General features: G+C 74.1%; 5 protein-coding genes. All 5 read left to right on the forward strand.

The window, feature by feature from the left end:
- Positions 1-15: 15 nt before the first annotated feature.
- From ACFO6Q_RS05215 to ACFO6Q_RS05235, 5 genes are read left to right on the forward strand one after another with little or no spacing between them, the layout of a single operon-like run.
- Positions 16-957: a cupin-like domain-containing protein gene (locus tag ACFO6Q_RS05215; RefSeq protein WP_380019504.1), complete on the forward strand. Its 942-nt coding sequence runs from the start codon at positions 16-18 to the stop codon at positions 955-957.
- Positions 954-2,897: a non-ribosomal peptide synthetase gene (locus tag ACFO6Q_RS05220; protein ID WP_380019505.1), complete on the forward strand. Its 1,944-nt coding sequence runs from the start codon at positions 954-956 to the stop codon at positions 2,895-2,897. Before ACFO6Q_RS05215 ends, ACFO6Q_RS05220 begins: the two co-directional genes overlap by 4 nt.
- Positions 2,894-10,675: a hybrid non-ribosomal peptide synthetase/type I polyketide synthase gene (locus ACFO6Q_RS05225; RefSeq protein ID WP_380019506.1), complete on the forward strand. Its 7,782-nt coding sequence runs from the start codon at positions 2,894-2,896 to the stop codon at positions 10,673-10,675. The genes ACFO6Q_RS05220 and ACFO6Q_RS05225 overlap by 4 nt, the downstream gene beginning before the upstream one ends.
- Positions 10,672-11,460: an alpha/beta hydrolase family protein gene (locus ACFO6Q_RS05230; RefSeq protein ID WP_380019507.1), complete on the forward strand. Its 789-nt coding sequence runs from the start codon at positions 10,672-10,674 to the stop codon at positions 11,458-11,460. Before ACFO6Q_RS05225 ends, ACFO6Q_RS05230 begins: the two co-directional genes overlap by 4 nt.
- Positions 11,457-12,233 (forward strand): alpha/beta hydrolase family protein, encoded by a 777-nt coding sequence (locus ACFO6Q_RS05235; protein ID WP_380019508.1) that lies wholly within the window; start codon positions 11,457-11,459, stop codon positions 12,231-12,233. Before ACFO6Q_RS05230 ends, ACFO6Q_RS05235 begins: the two co-directional genes overlap by 4 nt.
- Positions 12,234-12,235: the final 2 nt, after the last annotated feature.

A 12,235-nucleotide genomic window follows, 5' to 3' on the forward strand; every position in this document is an offset into this window, starting at 1 on the left:
CACGGAGATTGGGCCATGAACCATCACGTACCCTTCGATTCGGACCTCGCAGATGCGTCGCGCGAGGAAGCCTCGCCGTGGGTCGAGCGCCGCAGCAACCTGGACGTGCGTGAATTCGTCGAGCGCTACCGAAACCCGCGGCGCCCGGTCGTGATCACCGACGCGGCGCGCGACTGGCCGCTGTACGGCCGCGGCACGCCGGAGCATTTCCGCAGCCGCTACGGCGAGCACGTGGTGCGCGTGCGCGGCCACGACTACCGCCTGCACGAGCTGATCGACCTGCTCGAGGCGTCGAGCGCCGCGCATCCGGCGCCGTACCCGTGCAAGTTCGAGATCGCCAAGACCTTCCGCGAGCTGCTGCCGGAAGTGACGCCGCGCTTCGCCTACAGCCTGCCCGACCGGCAGACCGGCATCGGCGTGCCGCAGCGGCTGTTCGCCGCGGTCAACAACCTGGAGATCTTCTTCGGCGGTCCCGGCGGCGAATTTCCGTACCTGCACTACGACGTGCTGCGCCTGCACGCGTGGATCACGCAGATCCACGGCGACAAGGAATTCACGCTGTACGCGCCGGGCCAGGAGCACCTGCTCTACGTCAATCCGGACATGCCGTGGCAGTCGAGCATCCGCGACCACCACCATCCCGACTACGAGCGCTACCCGCTGTTCCGGCAGGCCCGGTGCCGCAAGGTGGTGGTGCGCGCCGGCGAGACGCTGTTCCTGCCCTGCGGCTGGTGGCACACCGCGCGCAGCCTGAACCTGACCATCTCGGTCGCCTTCGACCAGCTCGGCGCCGACAACTGGCGCGATTTCATCGGCGACGTCGTCGACGAGCGGCGCCGCGCCGGCAAGCGCGTGAAGGCGGCCGTGCTGGGCGCCTACCTGAGCGTGCTCGGTCCGCTGCTGTCCACGCTGGAACGCTTCGGCCTCGACGCGGCCGTCGAATGGGGCTTGCGATGAGCGCAGCCGAGGCGGCCGCCGACGTGCTGCTCGCGCCACTGCTGGCGCAGGCCGCCGCGCGGCCGGACGCCGAGGTGATCCGCGCCGACGGCATCGCGCTGGACTATGCCGGCCTGCTGGCGCGCACGGCCGCGCTGGCGCAGGCGCTGCACGCGGCCGGCGTCGTTGCCGGCGACGTCGTCGCGTTGTCGGCCGAGCGCCGGCCGCAGGCGCTGGCGGCGATGCTGGCGACCCTGGCCTGCGGCGGCGCCTACCTGCCGCTCGACCTGGATTTTCCCGACGCGCGGCTGGCCGCGATGCTCGAGGACGCGCGCCCGCGCTGCGCGCTCGGCGACGCCGCGCTGCGCGCGCGCCTGCCGCGCGGCACGGCGTGGATCGACTCTGCCGCGGCGTCGGCGGCGCAGGACCTTGCTCCGCACACCGGCGAACTTGCCTACGTGCTGTTTACCTCCGGCTCGACCGGCCGCCCGAAGGGCGTGGCGATGCGGCGCCGCGCGGTGGCGCACCTGATCGACTGGCATCGCGCGCACCCGCGCCTGGGCCGTCCGGCGCGCACGCTGCAGTTCGCGCCGCTCGGCTTCGACGTCTCGTTCCAGGAAATCTTCTCCACCCTGGCCTGCGGCGGCACGCTGGTGCTGCCGGCCGAGGCCGAACGGCGCGATCCCTACGCCCTGCTCGACCTGCTCGCGCGCGAACGCGTCGAGCGCCTGTTCCTGCCCTACGTCGGCCTGCAGGCGCTGGCCGAGGCGGTGGCGACCGGCGCGGCGGTGCCTTCCTCGCTGCGCGACGTGATCACCGCCGGCGAGCAGCTGCGCGTCACGCCGGCGATCCGCGCGCTGTTCGCGGCCCTGCCCGGCGCGGTGCTGCACAACCACTACGGGCCGACCGAGACGCACGTGGTCACCGCGCACGAACTGTCCGGCGATCCGGCCGCGTGGCCGGAGCTGCCGCCGATCGGCGCGCCGCTGCCGTGGGTCGAGGTGCGCGTCGTCGACGGCGAAGGCCGGGGCGACGCAATCGCCGACGTACCCCTCACCCCACCATCGGCATCCGCCGATGGTCCTCCCCTCTCCCGCTTCGCGGGCGAGGGGCAATCGCGACAGCCTGCGGCTGCTGGATTGACCGAAGGCGAGCTGCTGCTCGGTGGCGACTGCCTGGCGGCCGGCTACATCCACCGCCCGGAACTCACCGCCGAGCGTTTCGTCGAGCGCGACGGCGCGCGCTGGTACCGCAGCGGCGACCGCGTGCGGCGCGACGCGCACGGCGTGCTCGACTACCTCGGACGCATCGACGAACAGATCAAGCTCGACGGCTTCCGCATCGAGCCGGCCGAGATCGAGGCCGTGCTGTGCCGGCACGCCGCGGTCGCCGAAGCGGCGGTCGTCGCCGCCGGCGCCGAGGGTTCGCGGCGGCTCGTCGCGCACGTCGTGCCGCGCGACGCGCGCAGCGACGACGCCGGGCTCGCCGACGCGCTGCGCGCCCACTGCGCGCAGGCGCTGGCGGCCTATCTGGTGCCGCAGGAAATCGTCGTGCACGCGGCGCTGCCGCTGACCGCCAGCGGCAAGATCGACCGCCGCGAGCTGGCGCAGCAGGCCGGTGCGCAGGCGCTGCGCTGGCGCGCCGGCGCGCCGCTGCAGGAGCAGCTGCTCGACCTCTGGCGCCAGCTGCTCGGCGTCGCTGCGCTCGACGCGCACGAGAACCTGTTCGAGCGCGGTGCGCGTTCGCTGCTGGTGGTGCGCGCGCTGACCGAACTGCGCCGGCACGGCCACGTGCTCAGCGCCGCGCAGGTCTACGAACATCCCAGCGTGGCGGCGCAGGCCGCCGCGCTCGGCGCGCCGGCGGCGGCGCCTGCCGCCGCGAACGAGGACGTGCGCGAGCGCGGCGAACGCCAGCGCGCCGCGTTCGCGCGCTTCGGTCCGCGCGGCGGAGGTGCGCGATGAGCGAAACGGCGATCGACGGCGTCGCCATCGTCGGCATGGCCGGGCGCTTTCCGGGCGCGGCCTCGATCGACGAGCTGTGGGCCAACCTGCTCGCCGGCCGCGAGAGCATCACGCGGTTTTCGCCGGACGAGCTGTCGCCGCTGGTGCCGGCCGAGCTGCGCGCGCATCCGCGCTACGTGCCGGCGCGCGGCGTGGTCGCCGACGCCGACCGCTTCGACGCGGCCTTCTTCGGCATCGGCGCGCGCGAGGCGCAGCTGATCGATCCGCAGCAGCGCGTGTTCCTCGAGCTGTGCTGGAACGCGCTCGAACACGCCGGCATCGATCCGACGCGCGCGCCGGGCGGCAGCGGTCCCGCTTCCATCGGCGTGTTCGCGGGCACCTCCAACAACGGCTACCGCAAGCTGGTCGAGGCGCGGCCGGACGTGGTCGCCGCGGCCGGCGAGTTCGCCGCGATGCTGGCCAACGAGAAGGACTACGTCGCCACGCGCGTGGCGCACAAGCTCGGCCTGACCGGACCTGCGATCAGCCTCTACACGGCCTGTTCCACCTCGCTGGTGGCGATCGCGCAGGCCTGGTACGCGCTGATGAGCTGGCAGTGCGACGTCGCCCTCGCCGGCGGCGTCAACATCGCCGTGCCGCAGGAGTCGGGCTACCTGCCGGCCGAGGGTGCGATCGAATCCGCCGACGGCCATTGCCGGCCGTTCGACGCCGACGCCAGCGGCACGGTGTTCTCCTCCGGCGCCGGCGTCGTCGTGCTCAAGCGCCTGGCCGACGCGATCGAGCACGGCGACACGATCTGGGCGGTCATCCGCGGCGTCGGCGTCAACAACGACGGCGCCGACAAGGCCAGCTTCAGCGCGCCGAGCGTGCGCGGCCAGTCCGCCGCGATCCGCCTCGCGCTGTCCAGCGCCGGCGTCGACGCGGCCTCGATCGGCTACGTCGAGGCGCACGGCACCGGCACGCCGCTCGGCGATCCGATCGAGGTCGAAGCGCTGGCGCGCGCGTTCGCCGCCGAGCACGGCGGCGGCGCGCGGCACACCTGCTGGATCGGTTCGCTCAAGGGCAATCTCGGCCATCTGGTCGCCGCGTCCGGCGTGACCGGACTGATCAAGGCGACGCTGGCGCTGCATCACGGGCGCATCCCGGCGAGCCTGCACTACCGCACGCCGAATCCGGAAATCGATTTCGCCGCCACGCCGTTCAAGGTCGTGCAGCGCGCCAAGGCGTGGCCGCGCAAGGCCGCGCCGCGCCGCGCCGGCGTCAGCTCGTTCGGCGTCGGCGGCACCAACGCCCACGTCGTGCTGGAGGAGGCGCCGCGGCGCGCGCCGTCCTCGGCCGGCCGCGCGGTCACGCTGCTGCCGCTGTCCGCGCGCGACGGCGAGGCGCTGCAGCGGCGCGCGGCGGAACTCGCCGACGCGCTGGCCGCGTACTCCGACGCCGATCTCGCCGACATCGGCGCGACGCTCGCGTTCGGCCGCAAGGCGATGGCCACGCGCGGCGTGGTGGTCGCGCGCACGATCGCGCAGGCACGCGAGCGCCTGGCGCGCCTGGGCACCGCGCGCGCGCGGCAGCCGAAGCTGGTGTTCCTGTTCCCGGGGCAGGGTTCGCAGCACGCCGGCATGGCGCGCGAGCTGGTCGAGACCGAGCCGGTGTTCCGCGAACATTTCGAACGCTGCTGCGCGCTCGCTTCGCGCCATCTCGGCCTCGACCTGCGCGCGGCGATCCTGCCGTCCGCCGGCGAGGAGGCGCACGCCGACGCGCAGCTGGCCCAGACGCGCTGCACGCAGCCGGCGCTGTTCGCCGTCGAGTACGCGCTGGCGCGCTGGTGGGAGTCGATCGGCGTGGTCGCCGACGCGATGATCGGCCACAGCGTCGGCGAATACGTCGCCGCGACCCTGGCCGGCGTGTTCACGCTCGAAGACGCCGTCGCCCTGGTCTGCGCGCGCGGCAGCGCGATGCAGGCGCAGCCGGCCGGCGCCATGCTGGCCGTGCGCGCGGCCGAGCACGAGGTGCTGGCGCGCCTGCCGGCCGACGTCTCGCTGGCCGCGGTGAACGCGTCGGAGCTAGTCACCGTCGCCGGCGACGAGGCCGCCGTGGACGCGTTCGCGCGCGCGCTCGACGCCGAGCACATCGCCAGCACGCGGCTGAAGGTCAGCCACGCATTCCATTCCGCCGCGATGGACGGTGCGCTGCCGCTGTTGGCCCGCGCGTTCGAGACGGTCCGTCCGGCGCCGCCGACGCGGCCGTTCCATTCCTGCGTCAGCGGCCGGCCGATCGGCGCCGCCGAGGCGGTCGATCCGAGCTACTGGCTGCGCCAGCTGCGCGAGCCGGTACGATTCGCCGATGCGCTCGGCGACGTGCTGGCGGGCGGCCCGGTGCTGTTCGTCGAGGTCGGCCCGTCGCAGGCGCTGACCACGTTCGCGCGGGCGCGGCTGCGCGACGGCGACGCCGCGACCGCCTCGCTCGGCGCCGCCACGCGCCAGGGCAGCGACGCCGAGCACCTCGCCGCCGCCGTCGGCGAATGCTGGCGCCACGGCCGCGAGCCGGACTGGGACGCCTATCATGCCGGGCAGACGCGCCACCGCGTCGTGCTGCCGGGTTACCCGTTCCGTGGCGAACGGTACTGGATCGAAACCCCGGCGCCGGCCACCATCGGCGCCATCGGAGTCGTCGAGATGAATCCACCCGCCACCGCATCCGCCGCGCCTGCCGCCTCGTCGCGGGGCGCGCGCCTGCGCGCGGAGCTGCGCGAACTGGTCGAGGGTCTGAGTGGCGAGCCGGTCGACGCCGCCCAGGACGGCGCGACCCTGCTCGAGCTCGGCCTCGATTCGCTGGCGCTGACGCAGGCCGCGCTCGAACTCGAACGCCGCTACGGCCTGAAGCTGAAGTTCCGCCGCCTGATGGAGGATCTCGACAGCATCGACAAGCTGGCCGCGTTGCTCGAAGCGACGCTGCCGCCCGAACCGCCGGCCGCGGCGGCGACGGCGGTGGCCGCTCCGCTTGCGACACCGCCGCCGCCGGTTGGCGGCTCGCCGCTGCTGACCCAGCTGATCCAGAGCCAGATGGCGCTGATGCAGCAGCAGACGCAGCTGCTCGCCGCGCTGGCCGGCAACGCCGTGGCCGCGCCCGCGCCGGTGGCCGCCGCGGTCGCCGCACCGGCCGTGCGCAGCGAGGAAGCGGCGGCGAACCTGGTCGAGCGTCCGTTCGGCGCGTCCGCGCGCATCAGCTTGAAGCGCGACCTCGCGCTGGACGCGGGCCAGCGCGCCTTCGTCGACGCGTTCACGCGCGACTACAACCGCCGCACCGCCGGCTCGAAGGCCTTCAGCCAGCAGCATCGCGCGCGCATGGCCGATCCGCGCGTGGTCACCGGCTTCAATCCGCTGTGGAAGGAGCTGGTCTACCCGATCGTGGTCGAACGCTCCAAGGGCGCGCGGCTGTGGGACGTCGACGGCAACGAGTACGTCGACTGCCTGAACGCGTTCGGCGCGAACTTCCTCGGCTACCAGCCGGACTACGTCGTCGACGCGCTGAAGCGGCAGATCGACGCCGGTTTCGAGGTCGGCCCGCAGCACCCGCTGACCGCCGAGGTGAGCGAGCTGATCGCCGGCATGACCGGCATGGAACGCGTGGCGTTCTGCAACACCGGCTCGGAAGCGGTGATGGGCGCGATGCGCATCGCGCGCACGGTGACCGGGCGCAAGACGATCGCGATCTTCACCAACTCCTACCACGGCATCTTCGACGAGGTGATCGTGCGCGGCACGCGCAGCCTGCGCTCGATTGCCGCTGCGCCTGGCATCCTCGCCAGCGCGGTGGAGAACGTGCTGGTGCTCGACTACGGCAGCGAGGAATCGCTGCGCATCCTGCGCGAGCGCGCACACGAGCTGGCCGCGATCCTGATCGAGCCGGTGCAGGGCAAGAATCCGTCGCTGCAGCCGCGCGAATTCGTGCGCGCGCTGCGTCCGATCTGCGACGCCGGCGGCTGCGCGCTGATCTTCGACGAGGTCATCACCGGCTTTCGCATCGCGCCGGGCGGCGCGCAGGAGTTCTACGGCGTGCGCGCCGACCTCGCCACCTACGGCAAGATCATCGGCGGCGGCCTGCCGTTCGCCGCGATCGCCGGCAGCGCGCACTGGATGGACGCGCTCGACGGCGGCGACTGGCGCTTCGGCGACGATTCGTATCCGGAAGCCGGCGTGACCTATTTCGCCGGCACCTTCGTGCGCCATCCGCTCGCGCTGGCCGCGGCGAAGGCCGCGCTGCTGCACCTGAAGGCGCAGGGCCCGGCGCTGCAGCAGCGCCTGAACGAGCGCACCGCCGCGCTGGTCGAGCGCCTCGACGTGATCTTCGCCGCGCACGGCGCGCCGCTGAAGGCGGTCGGCTTCAGCTCGCTGTGGCGCGTGGTCGCCGACGAGGGCCAGCCGTTCGCGAGCCTGTTCTGGTACGCGCTGCGCGCCAACGGCCTGCACGTGTACGAGCAGTTCAACTGCTTCCTCACCGAGGCGCACGGCGAGGCGGACGTCGAGCGCATCGTCGCCGGCGTCGAGGCGGCGACCGCGATGCTGATGCGCGAGCGGCTGCTGACCGCCGGCGACAGTGCGGGCGAGGCGCCGATCGCGGCGTCCGCCGCGCTGCCGGACACGCTGCCGCTGACGCAGGGACAACTGGAGAAGTGGCTCGGCGGGCAGTACGGCGGCGACGCCGCGCTCGCCTGCAACGAGGCGGTCGTGATGCGCTACGACGGCGATCTCGACGTCGCAGCGCTCAGGCGCGCGCTGGAGCGGGTCTGGTCGCGCCACGAGGCGTTCGGTCTGGCGATCGGCGAGGACGGCACGCAGAGCCTGCGCGCCGCGCCGCCGCTGCCGCTGCGCGAACTCGATTTCTCCGGCGACGAGGCGCAAGCGCGGCTCGAGGCGCTTTGCCGCGACGCGATGCGCGAGCCGTTCGATCTCGGCGCGCCGCCGCTGCTGCGGCTGTCCCTGATCCGCCTGGGCGAGCGCCGCCACGCGCTGCACCTGATCGCGCATCACCTGGTGATGGACGGCTGGTCGCTGGCGGTGTTCTTCGACGAACTGGAAACCGCCTACAACGCCTTCGCCGCCGGCCGCGAGCCGTCGCTGCCGGCGGCGCAGAGCTATCGCGCCTACGTGCTGGCCGAGCAGGAACGGCGCCGGTCGAACGCGGCGCAGGTCGACTACTGGCGTGAACGCCATCGCGATCCGCCGCCGCCGCTGGGCCTGCCGGTCGATCGCCCACGCGGCGAGATGCCGGACTTTCGCGCCGACAGCGAACGCCACGCGTTCGCGCCGGAACTGGCCGATGCGCTGCGCCAGGCGGCGCGGCGGCGCGGCGTGACCGTGTACGGCCTGCTGCTGGCCGCTTTCGCCGCCTGGCTGGCGCGCGTTTCCGGGCGGCGCGACGTGGCCGTCGCGATCCCGTTCGCCGGCCAGGCGCTGGCCGGCAGCGGCGCGCTGATCGGCGACGGCGTCAACACCCTGCCGCTGCGCATCGCGATCGACGAGACCGCTCCGCTCGACGCGCTGGTCGGCGCCGCGCAGCGCGCGCTGCTCGACGCCGCGGAGCACCAGGACCTGACCCTGCTCGACGTGGTGCGCTCGCTCGGCCCGCGCCGGCGCGACGCGCAGTCCGCGCTGGCGGACGTGGTGTTCAACCTCAATCCGCGCGTGCGCGCGCCGGCCTACGACGGCGTCGCCGCGAGCTGGCAGGACTGCCGCCACGCGGCGCTGCTGTGGGAGCTGTTCTTCAATCTCAACGACGACGGCCGCTCGCTGAACCTGGACGTGCACTACCGCACCGCGCTGCACGATGCGGCGACGATCCGCGCCTGGATCGCCGACTTCGAGCGCGTGCTCGCCGCGTTCGCACAGCCGCAGCCGGCGCCGCTCGCGGCGCTGCTGCGGCAGACGATTCCGGCGGCAGTGGATTCCGTCGCCGCGCCGCAAGCGCCGGCGTCCGCGGACACGCCGCTGGCGCTGATCGAAACGCAGGTGCGCCGCACGCCCGCGCGCATCGCGATCGAAGGCGAGGGCGGAACGCTGAGCTACGCGCAGCTGTGGCGCGACAGCGGCGCTTTCGCCGCACGCCTGCGCGCAGCCGGCGTCGCGCGCGGCGATCTGGTCGGCGTGTGCCTGCCGCGGCGCATCGACCTGCTGCCGGCCCTGCTCGGCGTGCTGCGCGCGGGCGCCGCCTACGTGCCGCTGGATCCGGCTTTTCCGGACGCGCGCCTGTGCACGATGATCGGGCAGGCGGCGCTGCGCCACGTCGTGGTCGGCGAGGGCGCGCAGGTGCCCGCCGCGATCGGCGACGGCAGCTTCGCGCGCATCGCCTACGCCGCATCGTCGCCGGGGGTGGCGGACGCGCAAGACCTGCCGGCGGTGACCGGCGATGACCTCGCCTACGTGCTGTTCACCTCCGGCTCGACCGGCGTGCCGAAGGGCGTGCGCGTGCTGCACCGGAACCTGGCGAACTTCCTCGTCTCGATGCGCGCGCAGCCCGGCCTCGACGCCGGCGACGTGCTCGCCGCGGTGACCACGCTGTCGTTCGACATCGCCGGCCTGGAGCTGTACCTGCCGCTGACCGTCGGCGCGCGCGTGCACCTGGTGGGCGAGGCGCAGGCGCGCGATCCGCTCGAACTGGCGCGCGCGCTCGGCGCGGCGCAGGCGAGCGTGCTGCAGACCACGCCGACCCTGCTGCGGCTGCTGCTCGACGGCGCCGGCGACGCGGCGGTGCGCGGGCTGCGGCTGCTGGTCGGCGGCGAGGCGCTGCCGCGCGATCTGGCCGAGCGTGCGCTGGCGCAGGCGCGCGAGGTGTGGAACCTGTACGGGCCGACCGAGACGACGATCTGGTCGACCCTGGCGCGCGTCGAGTCCGGTTCGGGGCCGGTGCCGCTCGGCCGGCCGATCGCCAACACCACGATCCATCTGCTCGACGCCGAGCTGAAGCCGGTCGAGTCCGGCACGGAAGGGGAGCTGTGGATCGGCGGCGACGGCGTCGCCGACGGCTATCTCGGCCGGCCCGATCTCAGCGCCGAGCGCTTCCGCCTCGTCGACGGCCATCGCCTGTACCGCACCGGCGACCTCGGCAGCCTGCGCGACGGCGTGCTGCATTTCCACGGCCGCGGCGACGACCAGATCAAGCTGCGCGGCCATCGCATCGAACTGGGCGAGATCGAGGCCGCCGCGCGCGCCGAAGCCGGCGTGCGCGAAGCCGCCGCCGCGGTGCGCCGCCTCGGCGAGAACGACGAGCGCCTGGTGCTGTACGTCGGCGCGCCGACCGCCGCCGGCGACCTCGCCCAGCGCCTGCGCGAGCGCCTGCGCGAAACGCTGCCGGCCTACATGCAGCCGCAGCAGATCGACGTGCTCGCGGTGCTGCCGAAGACGCCGAACGGCAAGCTCGACCGCAACGCGCTGGCCGCGTCGGTCGCCGCGCCGCCGGCACCGTCCGCCGATCTCGCCGCGGCCGCCGCCGGCGACGCGCGCGAGACCTACCTCGGGCGCATCTGGGGCGAACTGATCGGTCTGGACGAGCTGCGCAGCGAAGACAACTTCTTCGAGCTGGGCGGCCACTCGCTGCTCGCCGTGGAGATGGCCACGCGCGTGCAGCGCGACACCGGCGTGCGCCTGAACCTGATGGCGGTGGCGACCGGTACGCTCGGCTCGCTGGCGCGGCAGCTGCCGGAGACGGACGGGCACGCGTCGGCGCCGTCCCTGCTCGGACGCCTGTTCGGCCGCGGCGGCCGCGGGCGGACGAGCCCATGAGCCATTCGATCCGGCCGCTGCGCATCGGCACGAGCGACCGCGAACTGTTCGCGGTCGCCTACGTGCCGGCGGCGCAGGCCGCGCTGCGCGGCGGCGTGCTGATGTGCCCGCCGTTCTTCCACGAACACTTCCTCGGCTATCGCCTGATGTCGCAGGTCGCGGCCCGGCTCGCCGCGCAGGGCTGGCTGTGCCTGCGTCTGGACTATTTCGGCAGCGGCGACTCGGCCGGCGCGGACGAGGCGTTCACCCTGGCCGGCGCCACCGCCGACGCGCGCACCGCGTTGCAGGAGCTGCGCGGCCTGGTCGGCGCGGGCCGGCCGGTGCTGGCGCTGGGCGTGCGCGCCGGCATCTGGCCGGCGCTCGGCGCGGCCGATGCGGGAGTCGCGCGTGCCTGCCTGTGGCAGCCGCTGGCGAACGGCGCGGCCTGGCTCGAACAGCTGCAGGCGATGGACGCGCACGAGCGCGCCTCGCGCCAGCGCTATCCGCACCTGCGCGCGGGCTCGCGCGCGGCGGTCGCCGACCGCCTGCTCGGTTCGTCCGTCGATGCCGCGCTGCGCGCCGAGCTGGCCGCGCAGCGCGGCATCGAACCGCCGCACGCGATCCCGTTCGACGTGGTCGATGCGGCCGCGGACGGGACCGCCGCCGTTGGCCGCCGCGTCGAGCTGCCGCCGGCGCTGGCCGGCTGGGAGAGCGAGCTGACGATTCGCAACGTGTTTCCCGCCCGCGACGTGGGCGCCGTGGTCGAGCGGCTGACGGCGGCATGGCCGGGGAGTCCGGCCGCATGAGGGAACAGACGATGGACCTGGGCGGCGGCCTGTTCGGCGTGCTGACCCTGCCCGCGCAGGAGCGTTCCGATGGCGCGATCGTCGTGCTGCTCAATGCCGGCCTGATCCACCGCGTCGGGCCGTTCCGCCTGCACGTGCAGCTCGCCCGTTCGCTGGCGCAGGCCGGACATGCGGTACTGCGCTTCGACCTGCCCGGCATCGGCGATGCGCCGCTGCTCGCCGGCACCGATGCGCCCGGTGCGGTGACGCGCGCGCTCGACGCGCTGCAGGCGCGGTTCGGCGATCGCGGCTTCGTCGTCGGCGGCATCTGCTCGGCCGCCGATCTCGGCTGGAAGGTCGCGCTGGCGGATCGCCGCGTGCGCGGCCTGCTGCTGCTGGACGGTTTCGCCGCGCGCGGCTTGTGGTTCCGCGTCGGCCAGCTGCGGCTGCTGCTGCAGCGTCCGCTGCGCAGCTGGCCCGGCATGCTGAGGCGGCGCGCGCAGGCCGCCGCGGTGGTCACCGACGACGACCTGCGCGACTGGCCGGAGCCGGGCGCGGCATCGTCGCAGCTGCGCGAGATGCTCGCGCGCGGCGTGCGCGTGTTCGCGCTGTACACCGGCGGCGTGGCGGGGTATTTCCTGCATCCGCGCCAGTTCGCGGCGAGCTTCGGCGCCGCCGCGCGGCACGCGGCGCTCGACTTCGAATACTGGCCCGACTGCGACCACCTGTTCATGCATCGCGACGATCGCGAGCGCCTGCTGCAGGCGGTGCGCGCGTGGTGCGCGCGAGGTTAGGG

This window comes from Dokdonella ginsengisoli (genome assembly GCF_042652785.1).
In the GTDB taxonomy this organism is placed as follows: Bacteria; Pseudomonadota; Gammaproteobacteria; order Xanthomonadales; family Rhodanobacteraceae; genus Dokdonella_A; species Dokdonella_A ginsengisoli.

What these genes read in the sequence shown, in the direction of transcription:
- ACFO6Q_RS05215 (WP_380019504.1), top strand. Translation starts at nt 16, where the DNA reads ATGAACCATCACGTACCCTTCGATTCGGACCTCGCAGATGCGTCGCGC.
- ACFO6Q_RS05235 (WP_380019508.1), top strand. Translation starts at nt 11,457, where the DNA reads ATGAGGGAACAGACGATGGACCTGGGCGGCGGCCTGTTCGGCGTGCTG.
- ACFO6Q_RS05220 (WP_380019505.1), top strand. Translation starts at nt 954, where the DNA reads ATGAGCGCAGCCGAGGCGGCCGCCGACGTGCTGCTCGCGCCACTGCTG.
- ACFO6Q_RS05230 (WP_380019507.1), top strand. Translation starts at nt 10,672, where the DNA reads ATGAGCCATTCGATCCGGCCGCTGCGCATCGGCACGAGCGACCGCGAA.
- ACFO6Q_RS05225 (WP_380019506.1), top strand. Translation starts at nt 2,894, where the DNA reads ATGAGCGAAACGGCGATCGACGGCGTCGCCATCGTCGGCATGGCCGGG.